This is a genomic window from Stagnihabitans sp. (assembly GCF_964946895.1).
Map to the genome: position 1 here is coordinate 75,759 of NZ_CBBQHX010000013.1, position 18,452 is coordinate 94,210.

Genomic DNA, 18,452 nt, shown 5'->3' on the forward strand with positions numbered 1-18,452 from the left:
ACTTCAAAGGGGGAAGGCGAAAATTCTGCAGCAGAAACGCAGGTGTTGTAAATTGAACTGGACAGTATATCGTGAAGCCATGCTGACACATGCCGACTCTCAGACTGCAAAAATGCCGCCCACTTCGGGGGCGGATGCCATTGTCATCGGGGCGGGCCTTGGCGGGCTGGCGGCGGCGATGCGGCTTGGCGCCAAGGGCTACCGGGTGACCGTGATCGACCGGCTGGACATGCCGGGCGGGCGCGGATCGTCGATCACGCAAGGCGGCCACCGCTTCGACCTTGGGCCGACGATCGTCACCGTGCCGCAGGTCTTGCGCGAATTGTGGGCCGCCTGCGGTCGCGATTTTGACCGCGACGTCGACCTTCGCGCCCTTGACCCCTTTTACGAGATCCGCTTTGACGACGGCTCCACCTTCACGGCCCGACAATCGGGCGCGGCGATGCGGGCCGAGGTGGCGCGGCTGTCGCCTTCTGATCTGCCCGGCTATGACCGTTTCCTGAAAGACAGCGAGCGGCGCTATTGGTTCGGCTTTGAAGGCCTTGGCCGCCGGTCCATGCACCGGCTGCGGGATCTTGCCAAGGTATTGCCGACCTTCGCCGCCCTGCGTGCTGACAAGTCGGTCTATGCCCATGCCGCGTCGCGGGTGAAGGACGAACGCCTGCGGTTCGCGCTGTCTTTCCATCCGCTGTTCATTGGCGGCGACCCGTTCCACGTCACCTCGATGTACATCCTTGTCAGCCATCTGGAGAAGGCGTTCGGCGTCCACTACGCCATGGGCGGCGTCGGGGCGATTGCGGTGGCCATGGCGGGGGTCATTGCCAGCCAGGGCGGGCGACTGCTCTTGGACAGCGAAGTGGACGAGATTGTGCTGGAGGGTGGCCGCGCCAAGGGCGTGCGGCTGGCCGATGGGCAGATGCTGGCGGCGGATGTCGTGGTCTCTAATGCCGATGCCGGCCACACCTACGACCGTCTCTTGCGCAACCAGCCGCGCAAGCGCTGGACCCCGGCAAAGCTGTCCCGCAAGCGCTGGTCGATGGGCCTGTTCGTCTGGTACTTTGGCACCAAGGGCACCAAGCTGAAATGGCCCGACGTCGGCCACCACACCATCGTCGTCGGCCCGCGCTACAAAGAGCACATCCGCGACATCTTCATTCGCGGCCGTCTGGCCGATGACATGAGCCTGTACGTTCACCGGCCCTCGGTCACCGACCCCTCGGTGGCGCCGCTGGGCGATGATACCTTCTACGCCCTGTCTCCGGTGCCGCACCTTGGCATCGGTGACACCGATTGGGCCAGCGAGGCGGAACCCTACCGGATCAAGATGCAGAAGATGCTGGAGGAACGACTGCTGCCGGGACTTGGCGACCATCTGTCCGAACAACTGGTCTTTACCCCCAACAGCTTCGAAACCCGCTACCTGTCGCCTTACGGCAGTGGCTTTTCGATTGAACCGCGCATCCTGCAATCGGCATGGTTCCGGCCGCACAATGTCTCGGAAGAGGCCAAGGGGCTCTATCTGGTTGGCGCGGGCACCCATCCCGGGGCAGGGCTGCCGGGGGTGATTTCGTCGGCCGAGGTCTTGGGCAAGCTGGTGCCCGATGCGCCCCGGCGCACAGCGTTGAGGATGGCTGCGGAATGATCGACAAGGCCGATATGGACCATTGCCGCGAGGCGATCCGCACCGGATCGCTGTCGTTCCACGCTGCCTCGCGGCTGTTGCCGTCACGGGTGCGCGATCCGGCACTGGCGCTTTACGCCTTCTGCCGTCTGGCCGACGATGCCGTGGATGACAGCGACGACAAGGCCCCTGCCGTTCTGGCCCTGCGCGACCGGTTGGATCTGGTCTATGCCGGCCGGCCGCGAAATGCCCCGGCGGACAGGGCCTTTGCGGCCGTGGTGCAGGATTTCGAAATGCCCCGCGCCCTGCCTGACGCCTTGCTGGAGGGGTTGGCTTGGGATGCCTGTGGACAACGCTATGACACCTTGTCCGACCTGCGCGCCTATTGCGCCCGCGTGGCCAGCGCCGTCGGGGCCATGATGTGCGTCCTGATGCGGGTGCGCGATGCCAACGCGCTGGCCCGGGCCTGTGATCTGGGTCTGGCGATGCAGCTGACCAACATCGCCCGCGACGTGGGCGAGGATGCCCGCGCGGGTCGTCTGTACCTGCCGATGGCTTGGATGAAGGACGAAGGGCTTGATCCGGACGCCTTTCTGGCCAATCCCCTCCCTGCGCCGCGCTTGCAGCGCCTGACCCGCCGTCTGCTGGACGAGGCGGACACGATGTACACGCGCTCTGAATCCGGGGTGCCGGTGCTGCCCTTCACCAGCCGCCCCGGCATCTATGCGGCGCGGCATGTCTATGCGGGCATTGGCGGCGCCGTGGCGCGGTTGGGCTATGACAGCATCAGCCGCCGCGCCCGCACCAACGGGCGGCAGAAGCTGGGCTGGCTGGCCTTGTCGGTGGCGCGCACGGCAGCCTCGGTCGTCTGGCCCAATCCGGCGGTGCTGTATGCCCCACCCCTGCCGGAAGTCGCCTTCCTTGTTGATGCCGCCGCCCGCAGATCAGACCGATTCAGCCGGTCGGACGCGCTGTTTTCAGTTCTGGCGCAGCTTGAGGCAAAAGATCGCAACCGCAGGCCCTTGGATCGGGCGGGTCTGTGGCATAGCTAGAGACCAGAAACTCTCTGAGTTTCGCAGATCAGGCGGCAAGGCCGTTGTCCTGATGTGCCACCGGAGGGACCGCGATGGACTGGAGCCTGTTTTTCACCTACCTCGCCGCCTGCGGCGCGGCCGCGACGACCGGCGCGATGATCCAGCCGGGCGAGTGGTATGACAAGCTGAACAAACCCAGCTGGACCCCGCCGCGTTGGGTGTTCCCGGTGGCTTGGACATCGCTGTATGTTCTGATGTCGCTGGCCGGCATGCGGGTGGCGCAGGATACCGGCAACGGACAGGCGACCGCCTTCTGGTCGATGCAGATCGCTTTCAACACGCTGTGGACGCCGATCTACTTCGGCCTGCACCGCCTGCGCGCCGCGATGGTGGTGATGGTCTGTCTGTGGCTGTCGGTGGCGGCCTGCACCTGGACTTTCTTCGGGATCGATTTCCTCGCCGGGCTGATGTTCCTGCCTTACCTTGTCTGGGTTACCATAGCCGGGGCGCTGAACTTCACCACGATGCGTCTGAACCCGCAGGTCGGCTAAGGCCAGCCTGCCCGTCGCGGCACCCGCACCGCCAGCATTGCCTTGATCAGGGGCGACCGGAAGCGGGTCAGGTCCAAAGCCTCGTGCACGCCCACGGTGGTTTCGCCCTCGATCTGGGTCTGCACCAAAGACCGGCTGTAGAACGGCGCCTCCAGCAGGGCCATGGTCTGCCGGGGCTTGGCCCCCACATCACAGCGCGTGTCGCGCGATATGCCCCAGGCGGTACGTCCAAGCCGGGTCAGCGGCGGCGGCGTGATCTCTGCGGCGTGGCCGTCGGCGCTGATCTCCAGCCCCAGCGCCAGCGTTGATCCGTCCATCCGGGTGCCGTCATAAAAGCAGGTCGCCCCGCCATGTGCGCGCGGAAACCGGCCCCAGGTCCAGCGCCGGAAGTCCGCCTCCAGCGCCGCCGAGCCGAAATTGGCGTCGAAATAGCCGTGACCCTGCCATGTGTGCCCTTGGCTCAGATCCACCTCGATGCGGGCCGAGGGCGCGAAGGGCCGCCAGATGTGGCTGCCATCCGGCGTCAATCGCGCCTCGACCCCGGTTACCGCCGTGGGGGTCAGGCGGATCTGGCCCCGAACGCGGGAAATCAAAGGCAACGAAGAAATCTCATTCACATCAATGACAAGGCTGCCATTGACCCAAGCCATCCGGCTAGGCCCCACCTGCAAGGCGTCGCGGGATTGCTTCAAGGCAGTCCGTCCCCGGTCCGTCATGGTAAAGCGCCCGCCGGGGCCATAGGTGACCACGTTGATGCAGCAATGGTTCTGCGGATCGCGCCGGCCTGACCAAGCATACCACGGCGAGAACACCGAGCCGATGAAGCCGATGACGCTTACCGCCCGCGTCCCGTCAGCCGAGACACCATCGACATACCACCACGCATAACCGTCGGGATGAACCTCGACCCGGAAGTCAGGTCGTTCAAGATCGCCTCTGCCGCGTGCTTGCCGGACAAGGCCGCCATCGGCACCCCGGCCCCCGGATGCGCTCCGCCCCCCGCCAGATAGAGCCCCGGCAGTGCTGTCCGCGCCCGGGGCCGCTGGAAACTCGCCAGCGTCCCGTGCGGGCTGCGCCCGTAGATCGCCCCCTGCGAGCCGGGAAATAGCGCCGCGAAGCCGTGCGGCGTCATCAGCGCCTGATCCGGCGGCGCCTGATCGAAGGTCAGGCCGAACCTGGCCAGTTGTGGAAAGGTCTTGGCGCGGCATTCGGCAACCTCATGGGGGGAAAGCGAGGGTTTCGGCGGGGCGTTCATGATGATCTCGAACCGTTCCGGGCCTTCCGGCGGTCCAAGGCTGCGATCCTGCGCGCAGACATACAGTGAGGCCTCGTCCGGCATGCGGCCTTTGGCGATCGGGCCGAATTCGCGGGCGGGGTTGCTGGCGAAGAAGACATTGTGGTGGATCAACTCCGCCCCGGCGGGCTTGGCGGCAAAGGACCAGACCCAGGCCGAAAGGCTGCGCGGATGGGCCTGGGCCTGCACCACCGCCTGTTGCGGGCCGTTGCCCAGAAGCCCGGCCAGCAGTGCTGCCGGATCGCCGTTGAAGACCACGGCGTCACATTTCAGACTGCGGCTGTTGGACAGGATCACTTCCGACGCGCGCCCGGATTTGCGCACAATTTTCACCGCCGCCACGCCATAGCGCAGGGTCACGCCAACACGCTCGGCCAAGCCAGCCAGGGCGCGGGCCAGCTGGTGCATGCCGCCCTTTACCGCCCAGACGCCCTGCGCCTCGGCCTGCCAGATCAGGGCCAGTACGGCGGGCGACATCTCTGGCATCCCGCCGACATAGGTGGCGTAGCGGCCAAACAGCTGGCGCAGGCGCGGGTCGCTGAACGCGGCTGCCAGATGGCGGCCAAGGCTGCGGTTGGGCACCAGGGCAGGCCAGATCGAGGGCGCGGCCAGGCTGTGCAAGGCGATTCCCGCCAGGCGAGGTGCCGCGGCCCGCATCATTGCCGCGTCAAAGGCCTGATAAAGCTGTGCGGACAACCGGTTAAACCGGACGAACTCCGCCTCGGCCTGCGCCCCGGCCAGCTCGGCTATCGCCGCCGCACTGGCCTCGGGGTCCGAAAACAAGTCGAGCCGGCTGCCATCAAGCCACCAGTGCCGCGCCAGAACCGGTTGTGGGATCAGCGTGACATGGTCTTCCAGCCGATCTTTGGCCGCGCGAAACAGGTCATCAAACACGGACCGCAGAGTCAGAACCGTAGGCCCCGCATCAACCGGCCCGGCGACCGAGGGCAGGGTCCGCATCTTGCCGCCCGGGTAAGCCTGCGTCTCGACCAGCGTCACCGACAGGCCGGACAGCGCAAGCTTGATCGCGGCGCATAGGCCCCCCATGCCTGCGCCGATCACCACGACCTTTCGCGTCCCTTCGGGATTTATCATGGCTGATTGTTGACTCGCAGGATAAATCTGTCCAGTGTGATTTACATGAATGTGTCAATTTGACGTGACATATTCCGACCATTGCGCCGGCAGGGGGGATCGAATGTCCATCACAGCGCGACTTGATGCGGCCACGGCTTCTGTTTTGGCGCGGGCGATGGGCGGGGCTGACGCGCCCGCCAAGCTGGCGCAGGCGCTTCACTATGCGGTGACCCCTGGTGGGGCGCGGATCCGGCCGACGATTCTGCTGTCGGTGGCGATGGCTTGCGGCGATGACCGCCCGCAGTTGTCCGACGCGGCTGCGGTGGCGCTGGAGCTGATCCACTGCGCCAGCCTCGTGCACGATGACTTGCCCTGCTTTGACGACGCCGATCTGCGGCGCGGCAAGGCCACCGTCCACAAGGCTTATTCCGAGCCTTTGGCGGTGCTGACCGGGGACAGCCTGATCGTGCTGGCCTTTGACGTGCTGGCCGAGGCCGCAGGGCAAGATTGCGATCGGGCGCTGAAGATGATCCGCGTCCTGTCCAAGCGCACCGGCATGCCGCACGGCATCTGTGCCGGGCAGGGATGGGAGAGTGAGGCGCAGGTCAACCTTTCAGCCTATCACCGGGCCAAGACCGGCGCCCTGTTCATTGCCGCCACCCAGATGGGCGCCTTGGCGGCTGGTCAGGATGCCGAGCAGTGGGAAGAACTTGGCGCGCGGATTGGTGAGGCTTTTCAAGTGGCTGATGACCTGCGGGACGCGCTTTACGATGCCGAGACCCTGGGCAAGCCCGCCGGGCAGGATGCCGCACACAACCGCCCGAACGCTGTCACCTCACTGGGGGTGCAGGGGGCTATCCGGCGCTTGAAGGATATTCTGGGCGGCGCCATCGCCTCGATCCCGGCCTGTCCGGGCGAAGCGATGCTGGCCGACATGGTCCGCCGCTATGCCGAGCGGATGACGCCGGTTGCCCCGGCCCTGCATCAGGCCGAAGCGCGGCGCTAGGATGACGGCCATTTCCGTTGCCAAGCCCGCGCCGAAGGGATGGTTTCTGCGACTGGCGGCGTCACGACGGTTTCAGGCCTGGGCCGCGCGCATGCCGGTCTTGCGCCGCATCGCGCGGGCCGAGGGGGCTGCGCTGTTTGATCTGGTTGCGGGCTTCGTGAACAGCCAAACCCTTATGGCGCTTGTGGAATTCCGTATTCTTCATCTGCTGCAAGATGGCCCGGTCCCGGCGCGTCACCTTGCCGGGCTTTGTGCCGTTCCGGTGGAGCGAATGCAGGTTCTGCTGCAGGCGGGCGCCGGGTTGGGCCTGCTGCGGCGGCACCGCAATGGCGATTTTGGCTTGGCCCTGCGCGGCGCCTCGTTGCTGGGGGTGCCGGGGCTGGAGGCGATGATCCGGCATCACCGGGCGCTTTACAGTGACCTGTCCGACCCGGTCGCGTTCTTTCGCAGCGGGCAAGACACGGAATTGTCACGCTTTTGGCCCTATGTCTTCGGTGCAGCCGGCGCGGTCGATCCGGCCGTGACCGCGACCTATTCCAGCCTGATGGCCGAGAGCCAGATCCTCGTCGCCGAAGATACGCTGCGCCTTGTCGACCTGTCCTCGGCGCGCCGGCTGATGGATGTTGGGGGCGGCACCGGCGCCTTTCTGGCCGCCGTCGGGGCCGCCCATCCACATCTGGCCCTGGACCTCTTCGATCTGCCGGTGGTTCTGCAGGGGGCCGGCGCCCGCCTGTCGCAGGCGGGCCTGTCAGGCCGCGTGACCCTGCATCCCGGCAGTTTCCGCGACGATCCGCTGCCCACCGGGGCCGATGTGATCAGCCTTATCCGGGTGCTTTATGATCACAATGATTCTACCGTGGCCGCTTTGCTGGCCGCCGTGCATGCCGCCCTGCCGCCGGGCGGGCGCCTGATCCTGTCCGAGCCGATGTCGGGTGGCGCAAATCCTTGCCGCACAAATGACGTCTACTTCGCCATTTACACGCTGGCGATGCAAACCGGACGGACGCGCTCCCCCGAGGAAATTCGCGCGATTTTGATGCAAGCAGGCTTCGTAGCCATTGAAATCAAAGCAGGTTTCCGCCCGTTCGTGACCTCTGTCATCACGGCGGAAAAGCAGAAGTTGTAAACAGTTCCCTGTCAGAGTGTCTATTTTGTTTGACAGTTAAGTATGTAAGTCTAGAATGACACTCAAGGGAAGGCGGTCGGAAGAATCTAAGCCAAAGGTTCACCGAAGCTGTCTTGGGGAATGAACGTGAAAACCAATGCCGTCATCTTGTCAGGGCCGAAAAACCTCGCTTTGGGTCAGGTGAGCCTGATGCGCCCGGGTGTGGCGGATGTGGTGGTTCAGGTGGCGCATTCCGGCATTTCCACTGGCACCGAAAAGTTGTTCTGGTCCGGCACGATGCCGCCGTTTCCGGGCATGGGGTATCCGCTGGTGCCGGGCTATGAAGCGGCCGGCGAGGTGGTTGAGGCGGGGTCTGAGTCCGGTCTGGCTGTGGGCGACCACGTTTTCGTTCCCGGCGCAAATTGCTTTGAGGCCAATGACTTGGGTCCGGTTCGCGGCTTGTTCGGCGCGGCCTCTCGGGTGCTGGTGACGCCGGGTGCGCGGGTGACGCGGATCGACGCGGGCTTTGGCGCGCAAGGGGCTTTGCTGGCCTTGGCAGCCACAGCGCGGCACGCTTTGGCCGGGTTTGACCGCGCCTTGCCTGATCTGATCGTGGGCCACGGTGTTTTGGGCCGGCTGCTGGCGCGTTTGACGGTTGCCGCTGGCGCGCCGCCGCCGACAGTCTGGGAAACCAACGCGGCCCGCCATGCCGGCGCTGTGGGCTATGAGGTGATCCAGCCCGACGCCGATCCGCGCCGCAATTACAAGGCGATCTATGACGCTTCGGGTGCGCCGGATCTGCTCAACAGCCTGATCGGGCGCATCGCCAAGGGCGGTGAGGTGGTGCTGGCGGGCTTTTACACGCAACCGATTTCCTTCCATTTCGCGCCGGCTTTCATGAAGGAAGCCCGCTTCCGGATTGCTGCGGAATGGGCCGCCGAAGACATGGTGGCGACAAGGCAACTCGTTGAATCTGGTGCGCTTTCCTTGGGAGGTTTGGTGACGCACACGCGGCGCGCCGATGCCGCACCAGAGGCATATGAGACTGCCTTCACCGACCCCGACTGCCTGAAGATGATCCTCGACTGGAAGGGCCACGCATGACTCTCGACATTCCCAATCTGAAAGAGTTCGACGCCCGTTTGCGCCAGGAAGCGGCGGAAGAGCCGACGCTGGAAGTGCCGCACGGCGAGCCGACCAAGAAGACCCAGATCATCGCGATCTATGGCAAGGGCGGGATTGGCAAGAGTTTCACGCTCGCCAACCTTAGCCACATGATGGCCGAGATGGGCAAAAGGGTGCTGCTGATCGGCTGCGATCCGAAGTCTGACACGACGAGCCTGCTGTTTGGCGGCAAGGCTTGCCCGACGATCATCGAAACCTCGACCAAGAAGAAATTGGCCGGGGAAGAGGTCAAGATCGGTGACGTCTGCTTCAAGCGCGGCGGTGTCTTTGCGATGGAGCTGGGCGGGCCCGAAGTGGGTCGTGGCTGTGGCGGTCGCGGGATTATCCATGGTTTTGAACTGCTTGAGAAGTTGGGGTTCCATGATTGGGACTTTGACTATGTGCTTCTGGACTTCTTGGGTGACGTGGTCTGCGGCGGCTTCGGTCTGCCGATCGCCCGCGACATGGCGCAGAAGGTGATCCTGGTGGCGTCGAATGATTTGCAGTCGCTGTATGTGGCCAACAATGTCTGCTCGGCGGTGGAATACTTCCGGCGGCTGGGTGGCAACGTGGGGATCGCCGGGCTGGTGATCAACAAGGATGACGGCACGGGTGAGGCTGCGGCTTTCGCCAAGACGGTCGGGATTCCGGTGCTGGCGGCCATTCCGCAGGACGATGACCTTCGCAAGAAAAGCGCTAATTATCAGATAGTTGGCAGCTATGAAAGCCAGTGGGGGCCGATGTTTGCCGCCTTGGCCGAGGCGGTGGCGATTGCTCCGCCGGTGCGCCCGTCGCCGGTCAATCAGGACGGGTTGCTGGCGCTGTTCTCGGCTGAGGTGACGGGGGCGGATTTCGTGCTGACCCCGGCGAGCGATGAAGACATGCGCGGCAAGAATGCCGTTCTAAAGAAGTCCCTGGAAGTGATCTACGACAATGTTTGATCTCGACAGCCTCGCAAAACTGGAAGAGCTGCTGCAACGCATCTCGGGGACGGGTCGCAAATGACTCAGATCTCGTATGACAACGCCCAAGAGGCACCGTTGACCGAGATCGCCTCGGTTGATCTGCCTGAACCGCAGGGCGCCGAGCCTGTTGACGGGATGGGCTGTCATGCGGGCGCTGCGACGATGGAAGCGGCGGCGCGGGCTGCCGGGAATTCCGAACTTCTGGATCAATATGCGCGGGACTACCCGCAGGGGCCGCATGACAAGCCGCAAAGCATGTGTCCGGCCTTTGGGTCGTTGCGGGTTGGTCTGCGGATGCGGCGGGTTGCTACGGTCCTTTCAGGGTCGGCTTGCTGTGTTTACGGGTTGACCTTCGTCAGTCACTTCTACGGGGCACGTCGCTCTGTCGGGTATGTACCCTTCAATTCTGAATCTTTGGTTACCGGGAAGCTGTTTGAGGACATTCGCGACGCGGTTCATGAGCTGGCCGATCCCGCGAGGAATGATGCGATTGTGGTGACCAATCTGTGCGTGCCCACGGCTTCGGGCGTGCCGCTGAAGCTTTTGCCAAGTGAAATCAACGGGGTGCGGATTGTCGGGATTGATGTTCCCGGCTTTGGTATCCCTACCCATGCAGAGGCGAAGGACGTTCTGGCTGGCGCCATGCTGAAATACGCGCGGGCCGAGATTGAGGCGGGGCCGGTGCAGGCTCCGGCATCCGGTCGCAGTGACCGGCCGCAGGTTGCCTTGCTGGGCGAGATGTTCCCGGCGGACCCGATGATGTTGGGCGCGATGCTGGCACCGCTAGGGCTTGCGTGCGGGCCTGTGGTGCCGTGCCGGGAATGGCGGGAATTGTATGCCGCGCTCGACTGCGATGTCGTGGCGGCGATCCATCCGTTCTACACGGCGGCGGTCCGGGAATTCCAGTCGGCGGGGCGCAAGGTTGTGGGGTCGGCTCCGGTTGGGGTGGATGGCACGGCGGCCTGGCTGAAGGCGATTGGCGAGGCTTATGGCGTTGATCCTGCACGGGTTTCTGCTGCGCAGAATGCTTTCCTTCCGGCTATAAAGGGGGCGCTTTCGGCGGCTCCGATCAAGGGGACCATCACGCTTTCGGGCTATGAAGGGTCCGAATTGCTGGTGGCCCGGTTGTTGATCGAGAGCGGGGCCAATGTGCCTTATGTCGGCACGGCTTGCCCGAAGACGCCTTGGAGCGCGCCGGATCTGGAATGGCTGGAGGCAAGGGGTGTCAAGGTGAAGTTCCGCGCCTCGCTGGAGGATGATGCTTCCGCGATGGAGGGCATCCGGCCGGATCTGGCGATTGGGACCACTCCGCTGGTGCAAAAGGCAAAAGAGCTCGCGATTCCAGCGCTTTACTTCACGAACCTGATTTCGGCGCGGCCCTTGATGGGGCCTGCGGGGGCGGGGTCTTTGGGGCAGGTGGTCAATGCGGCCATCGCGGGCAAGACCCGGATGGAGGGGATGAAGGCCTTCTTCGAGGGTGTCGGCAAGGGCGATACGGCGGGCATCTGGGAGGGGTCACCCAACCTGCGGCCGGACTTCCGGGCGCTGCATCAGAAGAAACTCGACAAGGCGGCGAAGGCTGCTAAGGCGGAGGAGATGATATGAAACGCTGTAAGTTCTCCGTCGTTTCCGTGTCGGGTTTGCGTAGTGCATCTGTAGCTACACGCAGCGCGGTGGGTCATTGAAATGTTAATTCAAGACCACGATCGGGCAGGCGGGTATTGGGGGGCGGTTTACGCCTTCTGTGCGGTCAAGGGACTGCAGGTTGTGATCGACGGGCCAGTGGGCTGCGAGAACCTGCCGGTGACCTCGGTCCTGCATTACACCGATGCGCTGCCGCCACATGAGTTGCCGATTGTGGCGACGGGCTTGGGCGAGGAAGAGCTGGGGCGCGATGGCACCGAGGGTGCCATGCGGCGGGCCTGGAAGACGCTGGACCCGGCTTTGCCTGCGGTTGTCGTGACGGGCTCGATTGCCGAGATGATCGGGGGTGGTGTCACGCCGATGGGGACCAACATTCAACGCTTCCTGCCGCGCACGATTGACGAGGATCAGTGGCAGACGGCGGACCGGGCGATGACCTGGATTTTCACCGAGTTCGGCCAGACCAAGGGGCGGATGCCGCCGGAGACGGCGCGGCCTGCTGGGTCGAAGCCGCGGGTCAATATCCTTGGGCCGATGTACGGCGTGTTCAACATGGCGTCGGACCTGCATGAGATCCGGCGGCTGGTCGAGGGGATTGGGGCCGAGGTCAACATGGTGATGCCCTTGGGCGCCCATGTGGCCGAGATGCGGAACCTTGTGAATGCCGATGTGAATATCACCATGTACCGCGAGTTTGGGCGGGGCCTGGCGGAGGTGTTGGGCAAGCCGTATTTGCAGGCGCCGTTCGGGATCGATTCCACCACGAAGTTCCTGCGGACTTTGGGCGAATTGCTGGGGCTGGACCCGGAGCCGTTCATTGAGCGCGAGAAGCACTCAACGTTGAAGCCGGTGTGGGACCTGTGGCGGTCTGTGACGCAGGATTTCTTTGCGACGGCCTCGTTCGGGATCGTGGCGAACGAGACCTATGCGCGGGGGGTTCGGGCCTATCTTGAGGGCGATCTGGGGCTGCCTTGCGCCTTTGCGGTCGCCCGCATTCCCGGCAAGAAGACCAACAACGAGGCGGTGCGCGGGCTGTTGAAGCAGCATCGGCCCTTGGTGGTGTTCGGGTCGATCAATGAAAAGATGTATCTGGCAGAGATGAAGGGCGGCTTCGGGCCAAGCCCGAGTTTCATTCCGGCGTCGTTTCCGGGCGCTGCGATCCGGCGGGCGATCGGCACGCCGATGATGGGATATTCGGGCGCGGTCTGGGTGCTGCAAGAGGTGTGCAACAGCCTGTTTGATGCGCTGTTCCATATTCTGCCCTTGGGGACCGAGATGGACTCGGTCGCGGCCACGCCGACGACGCTGCGCCGGGATTTCCCGTGGGATGTCGATGCGCAGGACGCGCTGGAACGCATTGTGAACACTCATCCGATTTTGACGCGCATCAGTGCAGCGCTTTCGCTGCGCAATGCGGCGGAGAAGGCGGCGCTGGATGCCGGCGCCGAGCGGGTGGTGCGAGAAACTGTGGAGGCTTTGCCGGGGGCAAGGTTTTCGCGCAACGAGGGAGAGAGAACATGAGCGACTACACCGCCAACGGTGAGATGCATCACGTCAAACGCGTGAACAAGGCCGAGTTCGTCGTCTACTTCGCCCTGATCTTCAGCCTTGCGGTTCTGCCGCATGTGCTGGGCTGGACCTACCAGCTTGTCCGCCATGCCCAGATGCCCCGGCTGTCGCCGGTGGCGCGGGCCTGGAAGGATGCGCAGGCGGTCACGCCCATGATTTTCCGCGGGTAACCGCGATTACAGAATTCGCTCTTCCGCAATGGGCACAAGCCTCGCGGGAGGGCGGAGCATCGGAGGGGCATTCCGCCCGCCGTGGCCCGGCCGCAGGGATTGTGGCGTCAGTCCGAATATCCGGAGGATACTATGGCTGATAAATCCGACCTGTCTTTTACAGGTCTAACCGACCAGCAGGCGCAAGAGCTGCACTCGGTCTACATGAGCGGGCTTTGGTTGTTCGTGACCATCGCCGTGATCGCCCATGTGGCTGTGTTTCTGTGGCGTCCGTGGTTCTAAGGGGAGAATGAAATGGGCAAGTTCTACAAGATCTGGCTGATATTCGATCCCCGTCGCGTCTTCGTGGCGCAGGGCGTGTTCCTGTTCCTGCTGGCGGTGATGATCCACCTCGTGCTGTTGTCCAACCCGTCTTACAACTGGCTGGAAATCGCGGCGGCCAAGCATGGCTATGCTGCGGCACCGGCCGATGCGGCAAAGTCGCCCTGACGGGCTTGCTTATGGTGCGGGCGGCCTGGGTCGGCCGCACCAAATCATCCGATGCATTCAGAAGCGAGTGACGGTTCTGCCGCGCCCACGTGCGACTTAGGCTGACGCGTCCAATGGCGGAGAGGGAAGCATGGCACTGCTCAGCTTCGAACGAAAATACCGCGTGCCTGGGGGTACGCTTGTCGGCGGGGATCTGTTCGACTTCTGGGTCGGGCCCTTCTACGTCGGCTTCTTTGGCGTCACGACGATCTTTTTCGCCGGGCTTGGCACCTTGCTGATCCTGTACGGCGCGGCGATGGGCCCCACCTGGGACCCGTGGCTGATCTCGATCAACCCGCCGGATGTGAAGCTGGGGCTGGCGGCGGCGCCCTTGATGAAGGGCGGCTTGTGGCAGATCATCACCGGCTGTGCGATTGGCGCCTTTGTCAGCTGGGCCCTGCGTGAGGTGGAAATCTGCCGCAAGCTGGGCATCGGGCTGCATGTGCCGATGGCCTTCAGCGTGGCGATCTTCGCCTATTGCACGCTGGTTGTGTTCCGGCCGATCCTGATGGGGGCCTGGGGCTATGCCTTCCCCTATGGCATCTTCAGCCACCTCGATTGGGTCAGCAACACCGGCTACACCTACGGCAACTTCCACTACAACCCGTTCCACATGATCGCGGTGAGCTTCTTCTTCACCAATGCGCTGGCCCTGTCGCTGCACGGCGGTCTGATCCTGTCGGCGGCCAATCCCGGCAAGGGCAAGGTCATGAAGACGCCCGATCACGAGGATACCTTCTTCCGCGATCTGATCGGCTATTCGGTGGGCACCTTGGGCATCCACCGTCTGGGCATGCTTTTGGCGATGAGTGCGGCTTTCTTCAGCGCGATGTGCATTGTCGTGTCGGGCACGATCTACTTCGACCAGTGGGTGGATTGGTGGTCGTGGTGGCTGCGTCTGCCGATCTTCGCCGGCGTCCATGGAGGCATCAATGGTTGAGTATCAGAACTTCTTCACCCAGGTTCAAGTTGCGGCCGAGCCCGAGATGGGGTTGATCGAGGATGTCGACGTCGGCAACCGCACCAAGGGGGCGACCTATTCGACGCTTCTGGGTCTGTTTGGCAACGCGCAGCTGGGGCCGATCTATCTGGGCACCTTCGGGGTGATCAGTCTGGCCTGCGGGGCGATCTGGTTCATGATCATCGGCGGCTGGTTCTGGCATCTGGCGGGGTATAACCCGGCGGTGTTCCTGCGCGACCTGTTCTGGATGTCGCTGGAGCCGCCGGCGCCGGAATATGGCCTGTCGATCCCGCCGATGGAAAAGGGTGGGCTGTTCCTTGTGGCGGGGTTCTTCTTCTTCATCTCCCTGTGGACCTGGTGGATCCGCACCTATCTGCGGGCCGAGGCTTTGGGCATGGGCAAGCACGTGTCCTGGGCCTTTGCCGCCGCCCTGTGGCTGGTGATGGTGCTGGGTCTGATCCGGCCGGTGCTGATGGGCCACTGGTCCGAGGCGGTGCCTTACGGCATCTTCCCGCACCTGGATTGGACCAACCTGTTCAGTCTGACCTATGGCAACCTGTTCTATAACCCGTTCCACGCGCTTTCGATCGCCTTCCTGTATGGGTCAGCCCTGCTGTTTGCCATGCATGGGGCCACCATCCTGTCGGTGACCCGTCTGGGCGGCGACCGCGAGCTGGAGCAGATCGTCGACCGCGGCACGGCCTCGGAACGGGCGGCCTTGTTCTGGCGCTGGACCATGGGTTTCAACGCCACGATGGAAGGCATTCACCGCTGGGCCTGGTGGTTTGCGGTGCTGGTGCCGATCTGCGGTGGCATCGGCATCCTGTTGACCGGCACGGTGGTCGACAACTGGTATGTCTGGGCGCAAGACCACGGCTATGCGCCGCTGCAATAGGAGTGATCATGTCTGAGCAGAATATTTACGACGGCGACAACCACATCATCCGCCTGCGGGTCTGGGCCTTGGGGCAGATGGTCTGGGGCGCGTTTCTGGCCGGCGTGGTCTTGGCGGTGATCGCCGGGGTCCTGTTCGCGGTCTGGGTGGTCAGCCTGCTGTTGCCCGCGCAAAGCAAACAGATGCCCTCGCCCTACAGCGCGATTGAAATCGTGCAGGTGCACGAGGTCGTCTGACGAACTTCGGGCCGGGCGGTACGCCGTCCGGCCCGCACTGACGTTCGGACCATATGCCGGTCCGGACCTGGGCCCATTCCACAGCCCGGTTCCCTTCCTGTTGGCGACAGGGACCTGGTGCCGAGTGCCTGACACACCCGGCACCTTTTTTCCCAAAGATATCCCGGAAAGGCCATGCCATGATGCGCGATACTCCGCTTTTGGACAAGGTGCGTTCTCCTGCCGACCTGAAAGGGATGAGCGATGGCGATCTGGCGCGGCTGGCCGACGAGGTGCGGGGCGAGGTGATCGACGTGGTCAGCCAGACCGGCGGGCATCTGGGATCGTCGTTGGGGGTGGTGGAGCTGACGGTGGCGATCCATGCGGTGTTCAACATGCCGCTGGACAAGCTGATCTGGGACGTGGGGCACCAATGCTATCCGCACAAGATCCTGACCGGTCGGCGCGAGGCGATGAAGACATTGCGGCAGGGCGGCGGGCTTTCGGGCTTCACCAAGCGGTCGGAAAGTGGCTATGACCCGTTCGGGGCGGCGCACAGCTCGACCTCGATTTCGGCGGCTTTGGGGTTCACCATTGGCCGGGACATGGGAATGCCCACCGGCGATGCGATTGCGGTGATTGGCGACGGCGCGATCACGGCGGGCATGGCCTATGAGGCGATGAATGCGGCGGGCCATCTGGGCAAGCGGCTGTTCGTCATTCTGAACGACAATGACATGAGCATTGCGCCGCCGGTGGGGGCGCTGAACAAGTATCTGAACGGGCTTTCGGCGCATACGCCCTTTGCCGCCTTGCGCGGCATGGCGGAGGGGTTTGAGGCGGCTTTGCCGGGGCCTTTGCGGGATGGCGCGCGGCGGGCGCGGGCCTTGGTGACGGGCACGCCGGGCGGCGGTACCTTGTTTGAGGAATTGGGGTTTAGCTACATAGGCCCGGTCGATGGCCACAACATGCCCGAGTTGCTGGCGACGCTGCGGGCAGCCAAGACGCGGGCCACCGGGCCGGTCTTGATCCATGCGGTGACGGTGAAGGGCAAGGGCTATGGGCCGGCCGAAACCTCGGCCGACAAATATCATGGCGTGGCGAAGTTCGATGTCGTCTCGGGCACGCAAGCCAAGGCCAAGTCGAATGCGCCGGCCTATACGGCGGTGTTTGGCAAGACGCTGACCGATGAGGCGGCGCGGGATGGCCGGATCGTGGCGGTGACGGCGGCGATGCCGTCAGGCACCGGCCTTGACATCATGGCCGAGCGGTTCCCCAAGCGGGTGTTTGACGTAGGGATTGCCGAGCAGCACGCGGTGACCTTTGCGGCGGCGATGGCGGCGAGCGGGCTGAAGCCTTTCGTGGCGATCTATTCGACGTTCTTGCAGCGCGGCTATGACCAGATCGTGCATGACGTGGCGCTGCAGGGCCTGCCGGTGCGGTTTGCGATTGATCGGGCGGGGTTGGTGGGGGCGGATGGCGCCACCCACGCCGGGGCCTTTGACGTGGGTTACCTGGCCAACCTGCCGGGCTTTGTTGTCATGGCGGCGGGGGATGAGGCGGAACTGGTGCATATGGTGGCGACAGCGGCGGCCTATGACGGCGGGCCGATCAGTTTCCGCTATCCGCGCGGCGAGGGGTCCGGCGTGCAGATGCCCGAACGGGGGCAGGTGCTGGAGATAGGCAAAGGCCGCGTGATGCGCGAGGGGACGGATGTGGCGCTGCTGTCCTTTGGCGCGCATTTGCCCGAGTGTCTGATGGCGGCGGAGGCCCTGGCGGCGCAGGGCGTTTCGGTGACGGTGGCGGATGCGCGGTTTGCCAAGCCCTTGGACACCGGCCTGATCGACCAGTTGGCGCGGCATCACGCCACGCTGATCACGGTCGAGCAGGGCGCGGGCGGCGGCTTTGGCGCGCAGGTGCTGCAGTATCTGGCGAACTCGGGCGGGTTGGACCACGGGTTGCGGCTGCGCACGATGACCTTGCCGGACCGTTTCATCGAACAGGCCAGCCCTGCGGCGATGTATGCCGATGCCGGGCTGACGGTGGCCGATATCGTGCGGACGGTGACCGGCGCGCTGCCTGCGGCGCAGGCCTTGGCGCGGCGGGCCTGAACCAGAGCGTCTGAACCAGAGCGTCTGAACCAGAGCGTCGGCAAAGCAAAAGCCCCCGGAAGACCGGGGGCTTTTGGCATTCAGGGGCGGCAGGCTCAGTTCGCGGCGGGCGGGCTGAACTGCGACAGGTAGGCATAGACATCCTCTGCCGTGGCGGCGTCTTTGACGTGGAAGGACATCTTGGCGACGGCGGCGGGATTGTTGGTCTTGGTCTTGAGGTATTCCGCCGGATTCTGGACATAGGCCACGAAATCCGTCTCGTTCCAGATCAGGCCACCGGTGCCGGCGGCGATCATGGCGTCACCGTACTTGAAGTCCGGATAGGTGCCAGCCTGACGGCCGAACACGCCGAACAGGTTCGGGCCGATCTTGCCGCCCTTGCCAGCCAGCATCTTGCCATCCTTGTCGATGACCGAGTGGCAGGTTTGGCACTGCTTGAACACGTCGGCGCCTTTGGTGGCGTCGCCGGCGGCGAAGGCGGGGGCTGCTGCGGTGGCCAGGACCGCAAGAATGGCCAATTCGAATTTCATCAGGTTCTCCTC

General features: G+C 64.2%; 19 protein-coding genes. 16 read left to right on the plus strand and 3 right to left on the minus strand.

Annotation, left to right across the window (positions count from 1 at the left end):
- The first annotated feature begins 112 nt into the window (after positions 1-112).
- The 3 genes from AC1Y2B_RS10575 to tspO all read left to right on the plus strand — a co-directional run bounded on the left by AC1Y2B_RS10575 (position 113) and on the right by tspO (position 3,206).
- Complete coding sequence (locus tag AC1Y2B_RS10575; RefSeq protein ID WP_482253049.1) at positions 113-1,642, plus strand: phytoene desaturase; 1,530 nt, start codon at positions 113-115, stop codon at positions 1,640-1,642.
- Positions 1,639-2,673 (plus strand): 15-cis-phytoene synthase, encoded by a 1,035-nt coding sequence (gene crtB / locus AC1Y2B_RS10580; protein WP_482253050.1) that lies wholly within the window; start codon positions 1,639-1,641, stop codon positions 2,671-2,673. Before AC1Y2B_RS10575 ends, crtB begins: the two co-directional genes overlap by 4 nt.
- A gap of 74 nt (positions 2,674-2,747) precedes the next feature.
- Entirely contained in the window at positions 2,748-3,206 is a 459-nt protein-coding gene (gene tspO, locus AC1Y2B_RS10585) for a tryptophan-rich sensory protein TspO (protein WP_482253051.1), read from the plus strand.
- Here the strand turns inward: tspO and crtC are convergent.
- Positions 3,203-4,036: a carotenoid 1,2-hydratase gene (crtC, locus tag AC1Y2B_RS10590; RefSeq protein ID WP_482253098.1), complete on the minus strand. Its 834-nt coding sequence runs from the start codon at positions 4,034-4,036 to the stop codon at positions 3,203-3,205. The two genes, tspO and crtC, sit on opposite strands and share 4 nt — an antisense overlap.
- A gap of 5 nt (positions 4,037-4,041) precedes the next feature.
- Positions 4,042-5,595 carry a 1-hydroxycarotenoid 3,4-desaturase CrtD gene (gene crtD / locus AC1Y2B_RS10595; RefSeq protein ID WP_482253052.1) on the minus strand — a complete coding sequence of 518 codons (1,554 nt, stop codon included), beginning with the start codon at positions 5,593-5,595 and terminating at the stop codon, positions 4,042-4,044.
- 103 nt (positions 5,596-5,698) lie between these two features.
- Between crtD and AC1Y2B_RS10600 the strand changes: the two genes are divergently transcribed.
- The 13 genes from AC1Y2B_RS10600 to dxs all read left to right on the plus strand — a co-directional run bounded on the left by AC1Y2B_RS10600 (position 5,699) and on the right by dxs (position 17,910).
- Positions 5,699-6,583, plus strand: coding sequence for a polyprenyl synthetase family protein (locus AC1Y2B_RS10600; protein WP_482253053.1), 885 nt, complete (start codon positions 5,699-5,701; stop codon positions 6,581-6,583).
- A gap of 10 nt (positions 6,584-6,593) precedes the next feature.
- Positions 6,594-7,709, plus strand: a complete 1,116-nt coding sequence (locus AC1Y2B_RS10605) for a methyltransferase (protein WP_482253099.1) — start codon at positions 6,594-6,596, stop codon at positions 7,707-7,709.
- Positions 7,710-7,835: 126 nt separating this feature from the next.
- A complete protein-coding gene (gene bchC / locus AC1Y2B_RS10610; protein WP_482253054.1) occupies positions 7,836-8,792 on the plus strand; it encodes a chlorophyll synthesis pathway protein BchC in 957 nt (318 codons plus the stop codon).
- Positions 8,789-9,793, plus strand: coding sequence for a chlorophyllide a reductase iron protein subunit X (locus AC1Y2B_RS10615; protein WP_482253055.1), 1,005 nt, complete (start codon positions 8,789-8,791; stop codon positions 9,791-9,793). Before bchC ends, AC1Y2B_RS10615 begins: the two co-directional genes overlap by 4 nt.
- 60 nt (positions 9,794-9,853) lie before the next feature.
- A complete protein-coding gene (gene bchY / locus AC1Y2B_RS10620) occupies positions 9,854-11,422 on the plus strand; it encodes a chlorophyllide a reductase subunit Y (RefSeq protein WP_482253056.1) in 1,569 nt (522 codons plus the stop codon).
- 81 nt (positions 11,423-11,503) lie between these two features.
- Positions 11,504-12,982 carry a chlorophyllide a reductase subunit Z gene (bchZ, locus tag AC1Y2B_RS10625; RefSeq protein ID WP_482253057.1) on the plus strand — a complete coding sequence of 493 codons (1,479 nt, stop codon included), beginning with the start codon at positions 11,504-11,506 and terminating at the stop codon, positions 12,980-12,982.
- Positions 12,979-13,200, plus strand: coding sequence for a cytochrome PufQ (pufQ, locus tag AC1Y2B_RS10630; RefSeq protein WP_482253058.1), 222 nt, complete (start codon positions 12,979-12,981; stop codon positions 13,198-13,200). Before bchZ ends, pufQ begins: the two co-directional genes overlap by 4 nt.
- Positions 13,201-13,332: 132 nt before the next feature.
- Positions 13,333-13,482: a light-harvesting antenna LH1, beta subunit gene (gene pufB / locus AC1Y2B_RS10635; protein ID WP_482253059.1), complete on the plus strand. Its 150-nt coding sequence runs from the start codon at positions 13,333-13,335 to the stop codon at positions 13,480-13,482.
- 12 nt (positions 13,483-13,494) lie between these two features.
- Positions 13,495-13,689 carry a light-harvesting antenna LH1, alpha subunit gene (gene pufA / locus AC1Y2B_RS10640; protein WP_482253060.1) on the plus strand — a complete coding sequence of 65 codons (195 nt, stop codon included), beginning with the start codon at positions 13,495-13,497 and terminating at the stop codon, positions 13,687-13,689.
- A 130-nt stretch (positions 13,690-13,819) separates the two neighbouring features.
- Positions 13,820-14,668 (plus strand): photosynthetic reaction center subunit L, encoded by an 849-nt coding sequence (gene pufL, locus AC1Y2B_RS10645; RefSeq protein ID WP_482253061.1) that lies wholly within the window; start codon positions 13,820-13,822, stop codon positions 14,666-14,668.
- Complete coding sequence (pufM, locus tag AC1Y2B_RS10650; RefSeq protein ID WP_482253062.1) at positions 14,661-15,584, plus strand: photosynthetic reaction center subunit M; 924 nt, start codon at positions 14,661-14,663, stop codon at positions 15,582-15,584. Before pufL ends, pufM begins: the two co-directional genes overlap by 8 nt.
- Positions 15,585-15,592: 8 nt before the next feature.
- Complete coding sequence (pufX, locus tag AC1Y2B_RS10655; protein ID WP_482253063.1) at positions 15,593-15,820, plus strand: RC-LH1 core complex protein PufX; 228 nt, start codon at positions 15,593-15,595, stop codon at positions 15,818-15,820.
- A 179-nt stretch (positions 15,821-15,999) separates the two neighbouring features.
- Positions 16,000-17,910 carry a 1-deoxy-D-xylulose-5-phosphate synthase gene (gene dxs / locus AC1Y2B_RS10660; protein ID WP_482253064.1) on the plus strand — a complete coding sequence of 637 codons (1,911 nt, stop codon included), beginning with the start codon at positions 16,000-16,002 and terminating at the stop codon, positions 17,908-17,910.
- A gap of 95 nt (positions 17,911-18,005) precedes the next feature.
- Here dxs and AC1Y2B_RS10665 read toward each other — a convergent pair whose 3' ends face one another.
- Positions 18,006-18,440, minus strand: coding sequence for a c-type cytochrome (locus AC1Y2B_RS10665; protein ID WP_482253065.1), 435 nt, complete (start codon positions 18,438-18,440; stop codon positions 18,006-18,008).
- Between the last annotated feature and the right edge of the window lie 12 nt (positions 18,441-18,452).

Coding starts and splice junctions, on each gene's coding strand:
- pufQ (WP_482253058.1), top strand. CDS start 12,979: ATGAGCGACTACACCGCCAACGGTGAGATGCATCACGTCAAACGCGTG.
- AC1Y2B_RS10600 (WP_482253053.1), top strand. CDS start 5,699: ATGTCCATCACAGCGCGACTTGATGCGGCCACGGCTTCTGTTTTGGCG.
- pufA (WP_482253060.1), top strand. CDS start 13,495: ATGGGCAAGTTCTACAAGATCTGGCTGATATTCGATCCCCGTCGCGTC.
- bchZ (WP_482253057.1), top strand. CDS start 11,504: ATGTTAATTCAAGACCACGATCGGGCAGGCGGGTATTGGGGGGCGGTT.
- crtD (WP_482253052.1), bottom strand. CDS start 5,595: ATGATAAATCCCGAAGGGACGCGAAAGGTCGTGGTGATCGGCGCAGGC.
- bchY (WP_482253056.1), top strand. CDS start 9,854: ATGACTCAGATCTCGTATGACAACGCCCAAGAGGCACCGTTGACCGAG.
- pufL (WP_482253061.1), top strand. CDS start 13,820: ATGGCACTGCTCAGCTTCGAACGAAAATACCGCGTGCCTGGGGGTACG.
- AC1Y2B_RS10615 (WP_482253055.1), top strand. CDS start 8,789: ATGACTCTCGACATTCCCAATCTGAAAGAGTTCGACGCCCGTTTGCGC.
- AC1Y2B_RS10665 (WP_482253065.1), bottom strand. CDS start 18,440: ATGAAATTCGAATTGGCCATTCTTGCGGTCCTGGCCACCGCAGCAGCC.
- crtB (WP_482253050.1), top strand. CDS start 1,639: ATGATCGACAAGGCCGATATGGACCATTGCCGCGAGGCGATCCGCACC.
- dxs (WP_482253064.1), top strand. CDS start 16,000: ATGATGCGCGATACTCCGCTTTTGGACAAGGTGCGTTCTCCTGCCGAC.
- pufB (WP_482253059.1), top strand. CDS start 13,333: ATGGCTGATAAATCCGACCTGTCTTTTACAGGTCTAACCGACCAGCAG.
- tspO (WP_482253051.1), top strand. CDS start 2,748: ATGGACTGGAGCCTGTTTTTCACCTACCTCGCCGCCTGCGGCGCGGCC.
- pufM (WP_482253062.1), top strand. CDS start 14,661: ATGGTTGAGTATCAGAACTTCTTCACCCAGGTTCAAGTTGCGGCCGAG.
- AC1Y2B_RS10575 (WP_482253049.1), top strand. CDS start 113: ATGCCGCCCACTTCGGGGGCGGATGCCATTGTCATCGGGGCGGGCCTT.
- pufX (WP_482253063.1), top strand. CDS start 15,593: ATGTCTGAGCAGAATATTTACGACGGCGACAACCACATCATCCGCCTG.